This is a genomic window from Bacteroides caecigallinarum (genome assembly GCF_021530995.1).
GTDB classification, from domain to species: domain Bacteria; phylum Bacteroidota; class Bacteroidia; order Bacteroidales; family Bacteroidaceae; genus Phocaeicola; species Phocaeicola faecigallinarum.
On record NZ_JADYTF010000038.1, the window covers coordinates 1 to 20,879 of the forward strand.

16 protein-coding genes are annotated in these 20,879 nt (G+C 41.3%); 13 read left to right on the top strand and 3 right to left on the bottom strand.

The genetic code is table 11. The features are described from left to right. Positions 1-168: 168 nt before the first annotated feature. The 4 genes from I6E24_RS07010 to I6E24_RS07025 all read left to right on the top strand — a co-directional run bounded on the left by I6E24_RS07010 (position 169) and on the right by I6E24_RS07025 (position 4,658). Entirely contained in the window at positions 169-1,395 is a 1,227-nt protein-coding gene (locus I6E24_RS07010; protein ID WP_235327376.1) for a M16 family metallopeptidase, read from the top strand. A gap of 306 nt (positions 1,396-1,701) precedes the next feature. Continuing rightward, positions 1,702-2,064: a helix-turn-helix domain-containing protein gene (locus tag I6E24_RS07015; protein WP_235327378.1), complete on the top strand. Its 363-nt coding sequence runs from the start codon at positions 1,702-1,704 to the stop codon at positions 2,062-2,064. 135 nt (positions 2,065-2,199) lie between these two features. Beyond that, complete coding sequence (gene argS / locus I6E24_RS07020) at positions 2,200-4,017, top strand: arginine--tRNA ligase (RefSeq protein ID WP_235327380.1); 1,818 nt, start codon at positions 2,200-2,202, stop codon at positions 4,015-4,017. A gap of 2 nt (positions 4,018-4,019) precedes the next feature. Next, entirely contained in the window at positions 4,020-4,658 is a 639-nt protein-coding gene (locus tag I6E24_RS07025; RefSeq protein WP_235327382.1) for a ribonuclease H1 domain-containing protein, read from the top strand. Between the two features lie 86 nt (positions 4,659-4,744). Here I6E24_RS07025 and I6E24_RS07030 read toward each other — a convergent pair whose 3' ends face one another. Continuing rightward, entirely contained in the window at positions 4,745-6,166 is a 1,422-nt protein-coding gene (locus I6E24_RS07030; RefSeq protein WP_235327383.1) for a sialate O-acetylesterase, read from the bottom strand. A 214-nt stretch (positions 6,167-6,380) separates the two neighbouring features. Between I6E24_RS07030 and I6E24_RS07035 the strand changes: the two genes are divergently transcribed. From I6E24_RS07035 to I6E24_RS07045, 3 genes are all read left to right on the top strand, one after another. Then, a complete protein-coding gene (locus I6E24_RS07035) occupies positions 6,381-9,542 on the top strand; it encodes a TonB-dependent receptor (RefSeq protein WP_394800374.1) in 3,162 nt (1,053 codons plus the stop codon). Between the two features lie 30 nt (positions 9,543-9,572). After that, complete coding sequence (locus I6E24_RS07040; protein ID WP_235327387.1) at positions 9,573-10,340, top strand: glycerophosphodiester phosphodiesterase; 768 nt, start codon at positions 9,573-9,575, stop codon at positions 10,338-10,340. A gap of 79 nt (positions 10,341-10,419) precedes the next feature. Next, the gene (locus I6E24_RS07045; protein ID WP_235327389.1) at positions 10,420-11,061 is read left to right on the top strand and encodes a hypothetical protein; all 642 of its coding nucleotides are present in this window, start codon (positions 10,420-10,422) and stop codon (positions 11,059-11,061) included. A gap of 95 nt (positions 11,062-11,156) precedes the next feature. On the opposite strand, the gene I6E24_RS17205 is transcribed toward I6E24_RS07045, so the two are convergent. Then, on the bottom strand, positions 11,157-11,291 hold the full coding sequence (locus tag I6E24_RS17205) for a hypothetical protein (protein ID WP_262911637.1): 135 nt from the start codon (positions 11,289-11,291) through the stop codon (positions 11,157-11,159). A 147-nt stretch (positions 11,292-11,438) separates the two neighbouring features. On the opposite strand from I6E24_RS17205, the gene I6E24_RS07050 reads away from it, so the two are divergent. After that, the gene (locus tag I6E24_RS07050) at positions 11,439-12,332 is read left to right on the top strand and encodes a serine O-acetyltransferase (RefSeq protein WP_235327391.1); all 894 of its coding nucleotides are present in this window, start codon (positions 11,439-11,441) and stop codon (positions 12,330-12,332) included. A 479-nt stretch (positions 12,333-12,811) separates the two neighbouring features. After that, positions 12,812-13,579 (top strand): carboxylesterase family protein, encoded by a 768-nt coding sequence (locus I6E24_RS07055; protein WP_235327393.1) that lies wholly within the window; start codon positions 12,812-12,814, stop codon positions 13,577-13,579. 15 nt (positions 13,580-13,594) lie between these two features. Here the strand turns inward: I6E24_RS07055 and I6E24_RS07060 are convergent, their stop codons facing one another. After that, positions 13,595-14,476 (bottom strand): DMT family transporter, encoded by an 882-nt coding sequence (locus I6E24_RS07060; RefSeq protein ID WP_235327395.1) that lies wholly within the window; start codon positions 14,474-14,476, stop codon positions 13,595-13,597. Between the two features lie 120 nt (positions 14,477-14,596). Here I6E24_RS07060 and I6E24_RS07065 point away from each other — a divergent pair, with 120 nt between their 5' ends. From I6E24_RS07065 to purD, 4 genes are all read left to right on the top strand, one after another. Next, positions 14,597-15,622, top strand: a complete 1,026-nt coding sequence (locus I6E24_RS07065; RefSeq protein ID WP_235327397.1) for a threonine aldolase family protein — start codon at positions 14,597-14,599, stop codon at positions 15,620-15,622. 84 nt (positions 15,623-15,706) lie between these two features. Then, positions 15,707-17,227 (top strand): THUMP domain-containing class I SAM-dependent RNA methyltransferase, encoded by a 1,521-nt coding sequence (locus I6E24_RS07070; RefSeq protein ID WP_235327399.1) that lies wholly within the window; start codon positions 15,707-15,709, stop codon positions 17,225-17,227. A 119-nt stretch (positions 17,228-17,346) separates the two neighbouring features. Continuing rightward, entirely contained in the window at positions 17,347-19,581 is a 2,235-nt protein-coding gene (locus I6E24_RS07075) for a S9 family peptidase (protein WP_235327401.1), read from the top strand. Positions 19,582-19,604: 23 nt separating this feature from the next. After that, a complete protein-coding gene (purD, locus tag I6E24_RS07080) occupies positions 19,605-20,879 on the top strand; it encodes a phosphoribosylamine--glycine ligase (RefSeq protein ID WP_235327403.1) in 1,275 nt (424 codons plus the stop codon).

Here is a 20,879-nt window from a genome sequence, read left to right on the forward strand (position 1 = left end):
TAAGACCTGCTGATTACAATACTAAGGACTCGCTTTTCTATTGTACAAACAGGGCACTGGCATCTGTAGGTACGAACTTATTTGTGAATTACTCATATGTATAAAATTAATTTTGAATAGTTACTTAACAAAAACCTTTCTTAAATTTGCGCTGCCAAAAACTTAAAAATGAATACAATATCTACATATACACTTGAAAACGGACTGAGGATAATACATTGCCCCAGCCCTACCGACGTGGTCTACTGCGGATATGCCATAAACGCAGGTACACGCGACGAAAAAGACAACGAACAGGGAATAGCCCATTTTGTGGAACATCTCCTTTTTAAGGGCACCACACACCGCCGTGCATGGCACATACTTAACCGTATGGAAAACGTAGGCGGCGACCTCAATGCCTATACCAATAAGGAAGAAACCGTTGTATATAGTGCCTTTCTGAAACAACATTTCATGCGTGCCGCTGAGCTATTGACGGACATTGTATTTCACAGTACATTTCCAGAAAATCAGATAGAGAAAGAAGTGGAAGTCATAATAGACGAAATACAGAGTTACGAGGATAGCCCTGCCGAACTTATATTCGACGATTTTGAGGAACTGATATTCCCCGACCATGCACTGGGAAGAAATATACTTGGAAAACCGGAACTGCTCAGAGGCTTCGGTACTGAAGACGCACTGCGTTTCACAGGAAGCAGATACAAAACCGGGAACATGGTATTTTTCGTTTTGGGAAATATCCCATTCAGGAAAGTTACAGACACCATCGAAAAACTTACCCGCAACATTACGACACATACATCGCCTGTAGGCGAACGCACCTCTCCTCTGGCTTACGTTCCACGAAACCTCACCCTGCACAGAGATACCCACCAGTCGCACGTCATGATAGGAACAAGAGCCTACGACGCACATAACAACCGGCGTACAGGCCTCTATCTGCTTAACAATATACTTGGCGGTCCGGGAATGAACAGCCGTCTGAATGTAGCCCTCAGAGAGAAAAACGCTCTCGTATATAACGTAGAATCAAACCTCACATCATATACCGACACCGGAGTATTCAGTATATACTTCGGCTGCGATCAGGAAGACAGAGACCGCTGTATAGAACTGACTAGGAAGGAGCTTAAGAAATTGAGGGACAATCTTATGAAAGATAGCCAGCTATCGGCTGCCAAGAAGCAGATTATAGGCCAGCTGGGGGTGGCATCCGATAATTTTGAGAACTGTGCTCTCGACATGGGAAAATGCTTCCTGCATTACAACCGCTACGAGGAAAAAGAAGAGGTCTACAAGAGAATAGAAAGCATCACATCGAATGAACTTCTTGAGATAGCCAACGAAATTTTCAGTGAAGAACAGCTATCAACTCTTATTTACGAATAATCAATCTGCTATACTTTTTCTGTAATATTACCCCATAATTATATAAAACTCTCACCACTAATATTTTCCGGTGAGAGTTTTTTTATTACCTAATTCCCAATCAGTCGATCTCATAAATCAATACATACAAAAAATATTTACCACTTAAGTACGATTTTTTACCACATAGCACATGAATCGTACCTAATAGTAACAATTTACAAAAAGCACATTTGTAAAAGCGTAAAACAAGGAGTAACTTTGAAATAAAATAACAAGGCTATATATAATCTATTTACAGCAGAAAATCAATGAGATATGAGTGATATGAAGAACATAAGAAAAGCCAAAGACAGCGAAAAAATCAGACTTCTTGTGGATGAATGGATAAAAAAGAAAGAATATCTGAAAAACGATATTGGAGTCGAAAAACTGGGTAAAGAACTGGGAATAAACCGTACATACATATCTAATTACATTAACGATACTTATAACTACAACTTCAACACATGGATACACCAGATGAGAATTGTCGATGCCAAACAAATAATTATCGACAATCCAGGAATAACTATGGGACAAATAGCAGTAATGACTGGTTATACAGACCAGGCACATTTCAGTAAGATCTTCAAATTCATTACCGGAATTTCACCAATGAAATGGAGAAAAAGTAACATTGAGAAATAGTTGAAGAATAAACAACCATACAGCACATTTAGGGCTACTTACTAACCATTATATTCCACACATGTTTCTGATTATCACTTTTTATTAGTACATTTGCAGCATTATTATCCGGATAAACAATAAAAATTAGAATAAATGAAAATAGAAGACAAGCTGACAGCTGCGATACTGCAAGGTATCAAGCAACTGTACGGACAGGATGTGCCTGAAAAAATGGTACAGTTGCAGAAGACTAAGAAAGAGTTCGAAGGTCATTTAACCTTGGTTGTATTTCCTTTCCTGAAGATGTCAAAAAAAGGTCCTGAACAGACTGCACAGGAAATTGGTGAATATCTGAAACAGAACGAACCTGCAATAGCAGAATTCAATGTAATCAAAGGATTCCTTAACCTTACAATAGCATCGGACGTATGGATAGAACTGCTTAATACTATCAACAAGGACGAAAAATGGGGTATTAAGGAAGCTACAGAAAATGCGCCACTGGTAATGATTGAATATTCATCGCCCAACACAAACAAGCCTCTTCATCTGGGACACGTACGTAACAACCTGCTTGGTAATGCACTGGCTAACGTTATGGCTGCTAATGGTAACAAGGTGGTAAAGACCAACATCGTGAACGACCGCGGTATCCATATCTGCAAGTCTATGCTGGCATGGCTGAAATACGGCAATGGTGAAACTCCTGAATCATCAGGTAAGAAGGGTGACCACCTGATTGGTGATTACTATGTAGCCTTCGACAAACACTATAAAGCTGAGGTGAAGGAACTTACAGCTAAATTCATAACTGAAGGCATGAACGAAGAAGAAGCTAAGGCTAAGGCTGAGGCTGAATCTCCACTTATGCTTGAAGCACGCGAAATGTTACGTAAATGGGAAGCAAACGACCCAGAAGTACGCGGTCTGTGGAAAATGATGAACGACTGGGTTTACGCCGGTTTCGACGAAACTTATAAGATGATGGGCGTAAGCTTCGATAAGATATACTACGAATCAGAGACTTATCTGGAAGGTAAGGAAAAGGTTATGGAAGGACTTGAAAAAGGTTTCTTCTTCCGTAAGGAAGACGGTTCTGTATGGGCAGACCTTACTGCCGAAGGACTTGACCATAAGCTTCTTCTCCGTGGCGACGGTACTTCCGTATATATGACTCAGGACATCGGTACTGCGAAACTCCGTTTCCAAGACTACCCTATCAACAAAATGATCTACGTTGTCGGTAACGAACAGAATTACCATTTCCAGGTACTTTCTATCCTGCTCGACAAGCTTGGTTTCGAATGGGGAAAAGACCTTGTACACTTCTCATACGGTATGGTAGAACTCCCAGAAGGCAAGATGAAAAGCCGCGAAGGTACTGTAGTCGATGCCGACGACCTGATGGAAGCAATGATTGAGACTGCCAAAGAAACAAGCGCTGAACTTGGAAAACTTGATGGTCTGACTAAGGAAGAAGCTGACGATATAGCACGTATAGTAGGACTTGGAGCATTGAAATACTTCATCCTTAAGGTTGATGCAAGAAAGAACATGACTTTCAATCCTAAGGAATCTATCGATTTCAACGGTAATACAGGACCATTCATACAATACACTTACGCACGTATCCAGTCTATCTTAAGAAAGGCTGCAGAAGCAGGTATCAGCATTCCAGAAACACTTGCCACAGGTATAGAACTTAGTACTAAGGAAGAAGGTCTGATACAGATGCTGGCCGACTTCAGAAACGTTGTGGCACAGGCAGGAAGCGACTACAACCCTTCTATAATTGCCAATTATGCTTACGATTTGGTTAAAGAATACAACCAGTTCTATCACGATTTCAGCATCCTGCGCGAAGAAAACGAAGCTGTCAAGATATTCCGTCTTGCACTGAGCAAAAACGTAGGAAAAATTGTGAAACTGGCTATGGGTCTTCTTGGTATCGAGGTACCTGAAAGAATGTAATAATGGCAGGAAAGAAATATTATACAGTCTGGAAAGGTGTCAATCCTGGTGTATATGACTCATGGACTGACTGCCAACTTCAGATAAAAGGTTTCAAAGGCGCGCTCTACAAGTCCTTCAATACAATGGAGGAAGCAGAGCACGCCTTTGCTTCACCTGCACATGAGTTCATGAATCCTCCCGGCAGAAAAAGTGCAGAAAACACAGCAAAAAAACAGGAAACAAATCTTCCGGAGAATTTCAACTTCGAATGTATAGCAGTAGATGCCGCATGCAGTGGAAATCCGGGAATGATGGAATATCGCGGTGTATATCTGAGAACTGGAAAACAAATATTCCACTTCGGACCTGTGTATGGGACTAATAACATAGGTGAATTCCTTGCCATAGTACACGGACTGGCATTGCTCAAACAGAAAGGACTGGACATGCCTATATATTCGGACAGCAGAAACGCTCAGCTGTGGGTGAAACAAAAGAAATGCAAGACCAACCTCGTGAGAAATGCCAAAACAGAGGAACTGTTCAAGTATATAGAAAGGGCTGAGAACTGGCTGAAGAACAACTCCTACTCCACTCCTATCCTGAAATGGCAAACAGACTTGTGGGGCGAAATTCCTGCCGATTTCGGACGAAAGTAATAATAATAAAGAACGCTGCTTAAACAGTATTTACAAACCTCTAAAATACCGTTTAAACAGCATTTAATTTATATTAAAGGACTATATTATTCCCAATTGTCAGTACGGAACGGATACATAGGAAGCTCACGAAGATTTGCCACATTACCCGGCTTGAAATCACGGAAACAGTAACGAACTGCAACCGGATTCTTAACCTTGTCCGATTTAACCTTTATCTGAAGATTGTTATACACCTCTGCCTCTGCAGGATAAAATACTTTATCTTCTCCAGCAATTTCAAATCCTTCCATACCTTTCAAACGGTTGAAACCATCTTTTGCATAATCAAACGAAAGAATTGCAGCACCGTCTTTTATCTCCATAGATTTATACACAGGTCCCATATCTTCCATACCCTTGAATCCGTATGTACGGCTCAATGCCATATACGCCAGACGTTTACCCACATCTGTTTTGTTCTTTGGATGTATATTGTCTTTTTCGTATTCTTCCACAAGGTCGTTAGTAGAAATCATTCCACTGTTTGAGATTATTGACTGTGCCTTGAACTGTGCCTCGCGAAGCAATGCACTGCCGTTAGTCTCACGCGAACCAAAAGGAGCAATCTCAACATAATAGAATGGAAGTTCACCAAGTCCCCATTCCTTTCTCCATAGTTCAACCATTGTTTTCAGACGTTCAGGATATGTCTTGTGCTTTCCTACGTTGGATTCTCCTTGATACCAAAGAAAACCTTTTATGGTATAGTTCTGAAGTGGCTTGAGCATACCGTTATACATCAGTGTAGGGCTCATGTAATGCCACCAGTCATGTCCATCTTCCTTACGGATATCTTTTTTCAGGTCAATATCCTTATATTGTGCTACTATGTCACGTGGAAGCCAACCCTCGACGGTACTTCCACCCCAACTACAGTTAATTATTCCCACAGGAATATCCAGCACGCGGTTCATCATCATTGCGAAATTGAATGCTGTAGCACTGAAAGCACCCGCATTTGCCGGATTACTTACTTTCCAGCTTCCCTTATATCTATCCACAGGCTCTAACTGACCATTTTTTTCAACCGTAGCAACACGTATCCCCTTCCATTGTGAGGCTGTAGCTATAGTCTCGTTTGCTCCTTCTATTGGACAATTCCAAAAACCAGCCAGAGGCATTTCCATATTAGACTGTCCCGAACAGAACCACACCTCTCCTATCAATATATTATTCAATGTTGTGACCTCTCCATCCGAAAGAGTAATGGTATATGGTGTATAGCTTGCCGATGGTGTCTGTATCTCTGCTATCCACTTTCCATCATTATCCGTTTTCACGGTATAAACATTGTTTGTCCATGACGGACTTATACTTACTTCAGCATTTGCCTTAGCTGTTCCCCAAAGTTTAACTTCGGTTTGTTGCTGCAATACCATATTATCACTCAAAATCTCCGGCAAATCAACTTTTGCCCATGCGCCCATCTGCATCAGCATGAGTGCTGCTAACAATGTTTTTCTCATATCTTTAAAGTTTTCCACAAAAATAATACATCGCAGACAATTAATATGATATTATTATATCTAAAATTGTAACAATTTTGAAAAGGGAAATATACATAATCTTTACACCAGCGTTTCGACAATGTAATACACCAAAGATACTTTTGCACCCAGAAAACATTGTTTAACAACCAAAGAAATGAAAACAAAACTTTATCAAACTATTTTGATCTTTATGGTTCTGTTCAATTGCACAGGACTATTGTTGGCACAAGACAACAAAGCTATTATTTCAGGTATTGTCACCGATGAAACAAAAATGGGAGTAATAGGTGCTGCAGTACAAATTAAAAATGAGTCAACAGGTTTCAGTACCGGATCAATCACTAACGAAAACGGTGAATACACCATCAAACAGCTGCCTCTAGGCGGTCCTTACAGCATCACTGTCTCATACGTCGGCTACGGCGACCAAAAAAGGACAGGATATACGCTTAATCAGGGAGATGTAGTCCGCATAGACTTCCAGATGAAAGAAGAAAGCGTTACTCTTGAAACTGTTGAGGTTGTGGCAAACTCTCTAAAAAACACAATCTCCACTACTGGTTCGGCTACTTCTGTAACAGAAAGAGACTTGGCAAAACTTCCGGTCAACGGACGTAACTTTACTTCACTTGTCGATCTTTCTCCTCTCAGTACAGGTTCGAGCCTTTCAGGACAGCTTGCTTCGTCAACCAACTATACTATTGACGGTATGACAGCAAAGAATCCTACTTCGGGTGGTAGTACAACAAGCCGTAACGGTGTTCCTTACGCTATTTCAATGGAAGCTATCCGCGAATTCAAGGTAGTAACAAACCAATATGACGTAACTAACGGACGTGCCGGAGGTGGTACAGTAAGTACTGTAACAAAGTCGGGAACAAACACTTTCAAAGGTAGTGCATTTACATTTGCACGCGCAAACTGGCTGTCAAGCCCTTATGATATACGTGGAAACAAAAGAGATAATGACTTCTCAACTTATCAGTTTGGTGCATCGTTAAGCGGTGCCATTGTAAAGGATAGGGCACATTTCTTCATCGCTTGGGATCATCAGGCAGACTCTCGTCCACTATACATCGCTGATATTCAAAGCGCTGCAGACGAAAAGCGTTATAATCTAAGTACCGAGACTCGCGACAGATACTTACAGATTGCACGCGACAAATATGGAGTTTCACAAAATCCACAATTCGGAGCTTTTGACAAGAAACAGAGTACTGACGCCGTATTTGCACGTATCGACTGGCAGATAAACGCCACAAACCTGTTGACTTTCACAGACAACTTTGTGAACGACATGAACAACATGGGACTTGGCGACAATACCGCAATCAACATTTATGAATCATACGGAGACGTTCATTCGTTAAACAATAGTGCCATGGCCACATTGCGTTCTGTAGTAGGTCCTAAGGGTACTAACGAACTGAAAATACAACACTTATATACTCTGGAAGAGTCTATGCCGGGAAAAGAGCTTCCATCGGAAAACATTCCACGTGCTATTGTAAGCAATGTAGAATCACAGATTGACGGTAAGACTGCAGTTACAAGCATACAGCTTGGAGGACAACGTTACAGCCCTGAAAACTTCTACAACCACGTTCTTCAACTTGTAGATAACTTCTATTACAGTACAAACAAAATAAACTACACATACGGTATCGACATGATGTACACATACATGAACTCAAGATACGGTAGTGAGGCTAACGGACGTTTCTATTTCAACGGACTTGATGCTTTCGACAATCTTGAACCATACCGCTATGTACGTGAGGTTTACCTGACAGACGATGAACGTGTAAAACAGAATATCCTTAATGCCGGCGCATACGCTCAGTTGCAGACTAAACTGTTCAAAGGATTTGAGCTGGTTGCAGGATTGCGTCTGGACAATGCCACTTACTTCAATCATGGAGCTTTCAATCAGACTGTTTACGATGAACTAGGACTTCGCACAGACAACGGAATGTCAACATTCCAGGTACAGCCTCGTTTGCAGATTACATGGGATATAAACGACAAACACAAAGACATCATACGTGCAGGTGCAGGTATATTCGCTTCGGATATCAACAACTATGCAATGATTAACAATATGGTGTTCGACGGTACAAAGACAGCATCAATAGACATCACTCTTGACAAAAACAGTTCAAACTATAATGAGATGCTGAATCTGATAAGACCGAATTTCCCTTCATATCGTGAAGATCCTTCCACAGCACCGGGAAAAGAGCTGTTCGAGAATCCTAACGTAGAGAAGACTTCTACAATCAACATGAATGGGGCAGACTGCAGGGTTCCGGTAATCTACAAAGCCAACCTTTCTTACACACACTTCTTCAACGACCGATTGAAAATGAGCGTAGCCGGATATATGACTTTAGGACGCAACAACTATATGTATATTGACAGAAACATGGTGGACGATCCTTATTTCCGCATTGAAGCTGAAGGAAACCGCGGAGTATATGTACCTGCAAATACTATCGACGCCAAAGGTGTAGCAAACTGGAAGCAGGGTAGAAAGACCACTGAAGTGGGCCGCGTCCTTGAAATGGTAAGCGAAGGTAAGGTTAATCAATTCGCATTCGTAATTGACGGTACATGGAGATATTTCAAGGACGGAGAACTTTCATTCAGCTATACTTGGAATGATACTAAAGATAATACTTCATACAACGGTAACGTAGCCAACTCAGCAACTCGGTCACAGATGGTTGTTGACGATCCTCGCGACTTGAGCAAGATGTCTTACTCAAACAACCAGTTCCGCCACAAAGTGGTAGTTTACGGTTCGGCTCCTACATTCTGGGGTATCAGCGTAGGCGCACGCTTCTCTGGTATTGGAGGTACACGCTATTCACTTATAGTAGACGGTAATGTAAACGGTGACTTCGTTGACTCTAACGACCTGGCTTATATCTACGACCCGAACGATCCTAAGACTCCTGAATATCTGCGTAACGGCATCAACGATATCCTGAACAACCCTGATGTGGAAGAAAGTACAAAAGACTATATCAGAAAAAGCTTCGGCAAAGTGGCAGAACGTAATGGCGGTGTAAACGGTTTCTATGGCACACTTGATTTAAGACTTGCCAAAAAATTCAAGATTTACAAACAGCAGAATCTCGAACTGTCAGTTGATATCTTCAACGTAGCAAACCTCCTGAACAAGAACTGGGGAGCGGGACATAACCTTGGAGCACAGAAAATATATAGCATAAAAGGTTTTGATCAGGATAAAAAAGAATATATTTACAACGTAAATGCTAATACAGGCGTATCAAGCCTTAACGGTACTCCATATCAGTTCCAGATTGGTTTGAGATATGCTTTCTAATAAAAACTGATATATTAAACAATAAATATTATGGAACTTAAAAACATTCTTTTGGGATGCACACTGGCATTCATGACTTACACTGCACAGGCACAGACACAGATAATAGCTCATCGCGGATACTGGAAAACAGAGAATTCTGCCCAAAACTCAATTACCGGACTGAAGAAAGCTGCAGAAGCCAAAGTTTACGGCTCGGAATTTGATGTTCAGCTCACAGGCGACGGAGTGATTGTAGTGAACCACGATGACAACGTAAACGGAATAACAATTGCCGAAGTTCCTTACAGCAAACTTAACGGAATAAAGCTGAAGAACGGAGAAAAAATCCCGACACTGAAAGAATATCTTGCAGAAGGAAAGAAATTAAAGGATATACAGATGATACTGGAAATCAAGCCTCACAAGACAAAAGAACAGGAAAAGGAAATTTCAGAGAAAGCCGTTAAAATGGTAAAGGAAGCAGGAATGGAAAAACAAGTGGAATACATTTCATTCAGCAAATACATTTGTGAGACCCTAGCACAACTAACTCCAGAATCCGAGATAGCATATCTGAAGGGGGATATCTCGCCTAAAGAGCTTAAGGAAAAGGGAATAAATGGTATAGACTATCATTACAAAGTATTCGAAAAAAAGCCTGAATGGGTAAAAGAAGCACACGAGCTGGGTATGAAAGTAAACGTATGGACAGTAAACAATACGGAAGATATCAAAAACATGCTCAAGCTGAATGTTGATTATATCACTACAGACCATCCTGTAGAGGCTGCCGGACTTGCAAGTAACAAGAATTAAACAAAAACATAACACTTAGGAAATAGGGGTGTAATATTGCATCCCTATTTTTGTATCGTGAAATTAAAACATGAAAGAGATGAAAACAACAATTTTCAAAGGTATTATTTTTGGATTATCTGTATTGGGACTCTCACTATCTGCAAATGCAGAAGACTATGTAAACGAAAACAGCAATGTTTCTACAAAGAAGGTACTTGTCATCGGTCTGGATAACGTAAACTCAAACTACTTTCCACAAAGTATGATTACAGAAGAAACAGGGATACCAACCGACAGCATCAGCTACACTTATAACAAGATTATCACAAACAACATTATCCAGTCAAACAAAGACAAGGATTATACGTTTGTTTCCCCGGTTGTTTCATCCGAGATAAACGAAATCATAGACGACATTCAGCTGAAAGGGGAGGAGGAAGAAAGATATATCGACCTCAGCAGTATCGACAATAATGAATATCATCGACTTATTGATGCCTCAAACGCCGACTATGTACTGTTCTTGAATCAGCATTATTTGAAATGGCAGGAAAAGCCTCTAAGAACACTTTTCCACTTTGTAAGTTACTCGCTGTATGACAAAAACCAGAAAGAAATCACAAAGGGAAATAACTATTTCACTTGCATGAACCTCGAAAAGGCAGACAAATTGAGCAAGGCTAGCCGTAAGAGTTCATCAAAAATAGCCTCAACCGTAATAAAAAGCATAAAGAAGTAATTGATTGAAATTCTTTTAGGGACACTTCTAATAATTACCATATCATAGTTATGATACGATCATGCCGCGACTGTTGCATGTATCGTATCATTTTTTTATTTAACGCGTCTGTTCAACTGATTGTTGGCCTTTTCTGGCTTGGACTTTCCAATACGTTTGCCACTGCTTTTTTTCTTCACTCCTTGTTTGGCCTTGAAAGCAAACGGATTATTGTTCTTTTTTATCGGCATAAGAGATATAGTATTATGTTCGACACAAATTTACTGCATTTTTATTTCATGTCAAAACCAGTATCAAGTCAAAAAATATTCATTTTATTACCAAAATAAGAAAATATACTTTACATTTGCCAATAATATCATAAAAACCAAAGCAATATGACCTTATTTGATTATTCTCACATACTAACAGATACTGTGGACAAACTGTCGGACAACAACTCTTACCGCGGACTTTTCCATCAGCATAAGGACGGTGAGCCTTTGCCATCTGGAAAAGCACTTGAGGAGATTATAGATCTGTCTAGAGCAATATTATTTCCTGGGTATTTCGGAAAATCGAATATCAACAGCCAGAACATAAACTATCACATAGGAGTAAATCTGGAAAGACTGTTCGAGCTGCTTACGGAACAGATTCAGGCAGGATTGTGCTTCGGAGTAGAGAACAACGGCATGGAAACCAAAGACGAACCGTGTCGCGATACTGCCGCACGTCTGGCTTCGGAACTGATAAGACGTCTGCCAGAGATTAGAAGTATACTTGCAACCGATGTAGAGGCTGCATATTATGGCGACCCTGCAGCTACATGTTTCGGTGAAATAATCTGCTGTTATCCGATTATAAGAGCTATCACAAACTACAGAATAGCACACGAGCTATATACTCTGAACGTTCCTCTCATTCCAAGAATAATTACCGAAATGGCACACTCGGAAACGGGAATAGACATACATCCGGGAGCTACGATAGGGCATCACTTCACAATAGATCACGGAACGGGCGTGGTAATAGGAGCGACATGTATAATAGGCAACAATGTGAAACTGTATCAAGGTGTTACCCTCGGCGCGAAGAGTTTCCCAATGGACGAAAACGGAAATCCTATCAAAGGAATACCAAGACATCCTATACTTGAAGACGATGTTGTTGTTTATTCAAACGCTACAATTCTGGGACGTATCACGATAGGAAAGGGGGCAACCATCGGAGGAAACATCTGGGTTACAGAAAGCGTTCCGGCCGGAGCACGCATAGTGCAAAGGAAATGATACAACATTTAAACATACAGAAATAAAATACTCCAGTACATCACTAACAGTTGTACTGGAGTATTTTTAGTTTATAAAATTGAGAAAGTTTACTTTAAAATCCATTCCAAAGATAAAGAAATGAAATTCATAGAATAATGGTCACTCATTGTTCCGCCCTAATAGTATATACATTTACAAAAATAAGAAATTTATTCAATCTGACCTTAAAATAATCAGCAAATATCAGAGCAAAAAAAGATAAATGTCTTTAAGTATTCTATAAACACAACTTGTGTTTTTATAAATACAAGTTATATTTATAAAGATACAAGTTGTATTTACATATATATAAGATATATTTATAGAAAATTCCTAGATGTTTTCATAAATTGGAGTAATAAAACAGTTTTAATATTTTTCGAATATAACTGCTATTGCCTACCTTTGTGACTTATGAATAGATTAACCTGATTATAAACTGACAATATCTGAGAATCATGAGAAAATTAAGCTTCCTATTTTTATTGTTAATATCCAATATCATTTTAGCACAGGATTTATACGAAAGAAAAGTTTTTGTGTCTCAAAGTGGTGACAGTCTTAACTATCGTTTGCTGACACCTGAAAATCAAATAAAAGATAAAAAATATCCATTGGTATTATTTTTACACGGTGCCGGAGAAAGAGGCAGCGACAACCAAAAGCAGTTGACTCACGGTGGACAGATGTTTTTAAATCCTGTAAATCGTGAAAAATATCCGGCATTTGTCTTATTCCCCCAGTGTCCTGAGAACGCTTATTGGGCATATAGTGCTCGTCCCAGCACTTTTATACCTGAACAAATGCCACAAAACGAGGAAATGCCTATTACATTTCAGACGGTAAAAGAAATGTTGGATAGTTACTTAACAAACCCAGCCATCGATAAATCAAGAATCTACATAATAGGACTGTCTATGGGTGCCATGGGAACATTTGACATGGTAGTCCGTTTTCCTGATATTTTCGCTGCTGCAGTTCCTATCTGCGGTACGATAAATCCTAAAAGATTGTCTGCCGCAAAAAATGTAAGTTTCAGAATTTTTCATGGAGATACAGACAATGTTGTAACGGTAGAAGGATCAAGAGAAGCATATAAAGCTTTGAAAGCCACAGGCGCATCAGTGGAATATATAGAATTCCCGGGATGCAATCATGGCAGCTGGAATCCAGCCTTCAATTATCCGGACTTTATGGAATGGATTTTCAAACAAAAGAAAAAATAAACTTATAATCTGTAATCACCCATTCCTGGCAGCAATATACACCCCAAGCGTTACCAGAATAACACCTGTTACGGCATAAACTGTCAATGTTTCATCGAGGAATATGGATGCGGCAACAGTTGTGAACAATGGATTAAGATATAAATAATTTGATGACATTATAGTACCTATTCGCACCAACACAACATTCCATACGGCAAAACATACAAGAGAAGCCAAAAGGCTAAGAAACAAGATATTAAAAAGCACCTCATGACGAAGAAATCCTTCGATAGGAAATGAAGGCGGATAAACGACAAATGTAGGCAGCACACATAAAGCCCCGTAAAAGAATACTTTCCTAGTAATAAACACCGAATTATATTTCTTCGAGAGCTTGTTTATTATCAGACTGTAGAATGCCCAGGATAATGCGGCAGCAAGTGTCAGCAAATCTCCTGCAGGCGACAACTTCAGAATGACACTGCCGTTGAATATAAGAATAGCCACGCCTATCAGCGCTATAAAAGAACCTAAAGCCCAACCACGCCCAACTTTACTATCCTTGTTTACAAGAATAGACATAGCAGTAGTTATCAATGGAGTAATACATATAATGAAAGCCACATTAGTGGTTTGGGTAAATTGCAATGCCGTATTTTCCGTGATAAAATACAGTGTACCACCGGTCAGTCCGGCAGCCAGTAAAGTAAGCTCGTCTTTCACGCTTTCGGAAAATATCCTGCGAGGTGAAATGAACCATATTCCAATATACGCAATTACAAAACGTATAAAAAAAATCTCATGAGGAGTCAAGCCATTGTTTATCAGAACTTTTGTAGATATAAATGTTATTCCCCATACAGCTACAGTCAGTATCGCCAGAATATGATATTTGGCATTTTGCAAACTTGTCATATCGTTTTCATAAATTTACACTGCAAAATTAGATATTTTTCAATATTAATCACTGATAAATTCTACTATATAAAAGTTATCATGTATATATTTGCACCCGAATTATAAAATCGAACAACAATGCTATACTTTTATACAGACTATATGGAAGGGGCACACCCTGAAGTGATGCGCCGACTGATGGAGACCAATCTTGAACATACCACAGGATATGGCTCCGACCAATATACACAGAGAGCCAAACAGCTTATCAGAGAGGCTTGCGGACAACCTGAAGCCGCAGTTCATTTCCTCGTGGGAGGTACACAAACCAATGCAACAGTGATTGACGCACTGCTCATGCACCATGAAGGAGTATTGGCTGCAGAAAGCGCACATATCAACGTTCACGAATCGGGAGCGATAGAGGCTACAGGACATAAGGTGCTGACTCTTCCTCAATATGATGGCAAAATAAAGGCTGAGGATATAGAGAAATATATATCCGACTTCTACCGTGACGAGACTTACGAACACATGGTCGCACCGGGAATGGTATATATCTCTCATCCTACGGAATACGGAACACTATACACACTTGAAGAACTGGAAAGCATCAGCCGTGTATGCCGCAAAGCGGATATTCCACTGTTCATGGACGGGGCACGATTAGGCTACGGGCTGGCTGCAGAAGGCACTGACGTCACTCTGAAAGATGTGGCAAGACTGTGTGACGTGTTCTACATTGGAGGAACAAAAGTAGGCGCCCTCTTCGGCGAGGCTGTTGTAGCCGCAAATCCGAAACGTCTGCCTCACTTCTTCCCTCTGATAAAACAACACGGAGCATTGCTGGCAAAAGGCAGACTGCAAGGTGTTCAGTTCGAGACTCTGTTCACCGATGGGCTATACCTGAACATAGCAAAACACGCTGTACGAATGGCAATGAAGCTGAAACAGGCTTTCAAGGACAAAGGATATAAAATCCATATTGACTCGCCTACAAACCAGCAGTTCGTTTGCCTGCCAAATGCCGAAATAGACAGGCTCTCACAATTCGCTGGTTTTGAACTTTGGGGACCGCGCGGAGAGAAGGAAACAGTAGTAAGATTCGTCACCAGCTGGGCCACACGCGAGGAAGACGTGGACGCTTTTATAGAATTATTATAAGAAACACAGCTAAATCGTTGATTAAGCGACTGAAATTACGTAATTTTGTACCCTAAAACAAAATTACGTAATTTTTTTTCAAACATGAATCAAGAATTCGAGCTTATCGCCAAAACATTCCAAGGCCTGGAAGAAGTATTGGCACAAGAACTCACAGAATTAGGAGCCAGCAATATCGAAATTGGTCGCCGCATGGTTTCTTTCACAGGTGACAAGGCAATGATGTACAAAGCAAACTTCTGCCTGCGTACTGCAATCCGTATTCTTAAACCAATCAAACATTTCACTGCAAACTCGGCCGACGAAGTATATGACGCCGTAAAAGCTATTGAATGGGATCAATATCTTGACAATATGAGCAGCTTCAGTGTCGATGCTGTAGTATTCTCGGAAGAATTCCGTCATTCAAAATTCGTTGCATACAAGGTAAAAGATGCCATTGTGGACTATTTCCGCGAAAAGACAGGAAACCGTCCGTCAGTACGCATCAGTAAGCCTGATTTGGGCATCAACATCCACATTGCAGAAAACCAGTGTACTTTGTCACTCGACAGTTCCGGCGAGTCTCTACACCGCCGCGGTTACCGTCAGGAACAGGTGGAAGCTCCGCTTAACGAGGTTCTCGCTGCCGGAATAATATTGATGACTGGTTGGAGAGGCGAGTGTGACCTTATCGACCCAATGTGCGGTTCGGGGACAATTCCTATTGAAGCTGCACTCATAGCACGAAACATCGCTCCAGGTGTGTTCCGCAAAGAATTCGGATTCGAAAAATGGAAAGATTTCGACCGCGAACTTCTCGACTCTATCTATAACGACGACTCGCAGGAAAAAGAATTCAACCATAAGATATATGGTTACGACAACAATCCTAAGGCAAACGAAATTGCTACTCACAACGTCAAGGCTGCAGGTCTGAGCAAAGACATTGTGCTTAAGATTCAGCCGTTCCAACAGTTCGAACAGCCTGCAGAAAAGAGTATCATCATAACAAATCCTCCTTACGGTGAAAGAATTTCATCGGACGACCTGCTTGGTCTTTACAAAATGATAGGAGAGAGACTGAAACATGCCTTCACAGGTAACGACGCATGGATATTAAGCTACCGTGACGAATGTTTCGACCAGATAGGACTTAAGCCAAGTGTGAAAATACGTCTGATGAACGGTGCTCTGGAATGTCAGTTCCGCCAGTATCAGCTGTTTGACGGTAAGTTCAAGGCATTCAGAAGCGGTGAGGAAGGCAAGAACTTCAAGGTTAAGAGCGAAGAAAGAAGCGAAAAGCCAAGAAGAAGGAATGAGAAACCTGATTTCGGCAAAGGCGACCGCAAGGACAGAAAACCTTTCGGCAACGACAAAAGTGATAGAAGAGACCGTAAAGACGGTGATGCAAAACCGGAATTCAGAGGAAGAAGAGCTGGCGATGGAAAAGAATTCACACGCGAAAGAAAGAGCGAATTCAAATACCGTGACGAAAACAAGCCACGCACTCCACGCCCGTCAACAGACGACGGACGTCCTAAAGGCGCGCCTGCACCAAGATATATGCACAGCAGACGCAAGCCGGAAGACTTGTTGTCAACAGAAGAAAACAACGTTGATTAATACATATCCTTGCTGGGTAAAAACCTTACCCTGCAAGGTTTCATATTTTTAAAACGATTCTATAACGTAACAGGAAAAACATGATTCTCAAAAACAAAATTATAACCCTATTGAGTATAATGGCACTTAATATCCCTACTACAGGAATCCTGGCACAGGAAAAGACTTCGTTCACACTGCAGGATGTAATACCGGGAGGTGATAACTATTTCAACCTCATTCCGAAAAGGATGTCAGGTCTGAAATGGTGGGGCGATGTATGTATCCGAACAGGAGTGGAAGAAATAGTATCTATCGACAAAAAGAACGGCAAAGAAAAGACTATCATCACCCTGGATGAAATAAATACAGCATTACAGGATGACGAAAAGACCAAGGGTATCAAACCTCTCCGTTCGCTCATGGGTGCTTCAATGCCTTGGGGAGATGAGAAAGAAATACTTCTCTCACACGATGGTAACATCATAGTCTATAACTTCGAAGACAAGACTGTAAAATCGGCTATCAAAATAAACAAGGGAGCTGCCAACATTGATTTCTGCAAGGAAAGCATGACTGTGGCATATACAGTGGGAGACAACTTGCATATAGCTTCCGAGAAGATTGCAGACAAGCAGGTTAATCCTGACATCAACATTGAAAAAGCTGCATGCGGTGGCAACGATATCCACGACATCGTTTACGGACAGGCTGTACACCGCAATGAATTCGGTATCTACAAGGGTACATTCTGGAGACCTGAAGGAAAATACCTTGCTTTCTATCGCATGGACCAGAGTATGGTGACAGACTATCCGCAGGTAAACACAACCACACGAATAGCAACACTTGAACCTGACAAATATCCTATGGCAGGCATGACCAGCCACAAGGTTACCGTAGGTATCTACAATCCTGAGACCGGAAAAACAGTCTATCTAGATGCAGGTGACCCTACAGACAGATATTTCACAAACATTTCATGGGCTCCTGACGAGGAAAATATCTACGTGATAGAAGTTAACCGCGACCAGAACTATGCTCAACTCGTTAAGTACAATGCCGAAACAGGAGAGAAAATCGGTGTACTGTACGAAGAATCTCATCCTAAATATGTTGAGCCTCAGCACACTCTGACATTCCTTCCATGGGATGAAACAAAATTCATCTACCAGAGCCAGAGAGACGGCTTCAATCATCTGTATCTGTTCGATACAAAGAAACCTAGACCTGTCACATTGGAACTGATAGAAGGTATGAACAAATACAAGGAGTATGTAGAAGTGAAACAGCTTACCAAGGGCAACTGGCTGGTACAGGACATTCTCGGTTTCAACGAAGCTAAGAAGGAAGTCATTATCGCATCTACCGAAGTGTCACCTTTACAGACTAACATCTACAGCCTCAACATAAAGAGCGGCAAACGCACTCTAATAGGCAAGGAGGACGGCCATCACAGAGCACAACTCTCTGCCGGAGGTACTTACATCATCGACAACATGACTTCGTTCAGCGTAGCAGGCGAAACAAGCATATTGCCTACAAACGGCAAAAAGGGTATTACTATCTTCACTTCAAGCGACCCTATGCCTGAGAAATTCAATATGCCTGAGATAACTCTTGGAACAATCAAGGCTGCAGACGGTAAGACTGACCTTTACTACAGACTTATCAAGCCGGTTAACTTCGACCCTAACAAGAAATATCCTGCTATAATCTACGTGTATGGCGGTCCTCACGCACAGATGATACACAACACTCGTTTCTACGATGCACGCGGATGGGACTTGTACATGGCACAGAAAGGATATGTAATGCTTACAGTTGACAGCCGTGGCAGTGATAACCGCGGACGGGAATTTGAAAACTGTACTTTCCGTCAGCTTGGTGTGGAGGAAATGAAAGACCAGGTGGAAGGAGCAAAGATGCTGCAGTCACTTCCATACGTTGATGCAAATAGGATAGGAGTACACGGATGGAGCTTCGGAGGATTCATGACTACAAACCTTATGCTCACTTATCCTGAGATTTTCAAGGTAGGTGTAGCCGGAGGTCCTGTTATCGACTGGAAATACTACGAGGTGATGTACGGCGAAAGATATATGGACACACCGGAAACAAACCCGGAAGGATACAAGAATTCTAATCTGAACCTGAAAGCTGGAAACCTGAAAGGACGACTGCTGATTATTATCGGCGGCGAAGATCCGACATGCGTCCCTCAACACAGCTATACATTCCTGCGTTCATGCATTGATGCAGGAACACATCCTGACTTCTTCGTTTATCCTGAATCTGGACATAACATGATTGGAACAGAAAGAGTTCATCTGCATGAACACATTTCGAGATACTTTGACGATTTTTTAAAATGAAAAACTTAAAACCAAAATATAATATGAAACTCTTACTACTTGGCTCAGGCGGCCGCGAACATGCTCTGGCATGGAAAATTGCACAAAGCTCAAAAGTTGAGAAATTGTACATCGCTCCGGGAAATGCCGGAACACGCGAAGTTGGTGAAAACGTAGCTATCAAGGCTGACGACTTTAATGCCATCAAACAGTTTGTCGTTGAAAACAAAGTTGACATGGTGGTAGTGGGTCCGGAAGATCCATTGGTAAAGGGTGTATATGACTTTTTCCGCGACGACGAGGCATTGAAGTCAATCCCAGTTATCGGTCCTTCTAAAGCCGGTGCAGTGCTCGAAGGAAGCAAGGAATTCGCTAAAGGATTCATGCAGCGTCACAATATCCCTACAGCAGGATATAAGAGCATTACAGCCGAAAACCTTGAAGAAGGTCTGGCTTTCCTTGAAACTCTCGAAGCTCCATACGTGCTTAAGGCAGACGGACTGTGTGCCGGAAAAGGCGTATTGATTCTCCCTACACTGGAAGAAGCTAAGAAGGAACTTAAGGAAATGCTTGGCGGTATGTTCGGAAGTGCTTCTGCCACAGTGGTTATCGAAGAATTCCTTAGCGGTATAGAATGTTCTGTTTTCGTTCTTACAGACGGAAAGAACTACAAGATATTGCCTGAAGCAAAGGACTACAAACGTATCGGCGAAGGCGACAAAGGCCTTAATACAGGAGGTATGGGCTCTGTTTCACCTGTTCCGTTTGCAAATGCAGAATGGATGAAGAAGGTGGAAGACCGTATCATACGTCCTACAGTGGAAGGCTTGGCAGAAGAAGGTATCGACTACAAAGGATTCATCTTCTTCGGACTTATCAACGTGAAGGGCGAACCGATGGTGATAGAATACAACGTACGTATGGGTGATCCTGAAACAGAAAGTGTAATGCTTCGTATCAAGAGTGACCTTGTAGACCTTCTTGAAGGTGTTGCAGAAGGCAACCTCGACCAGCGTGTTCTTGAGATAGACCCTCGCTCGGCTGTATGCGTTATGTTGGTATCAGGAGGTTATCCTGAAGCATACGACAAAGGTTTCCCAATGAGCGGTATCGAAGATGCAAAGGCTGGTGGAAGTATTGTATTCCATGCCGGAACAGCTGTTAAGGACGGACAGGTAGTAACAGCCGGAGGACGTGTCATAGCTGTAAGCTCTTACGGAGCAAACAAGGAAGAAGCCTTGGCTATTTCGTTCCAGAATGCTGGCAAGATACAGTTCGAAAAGAAATATTTCCGTTCAGATATAGGTTTCGATTTATAA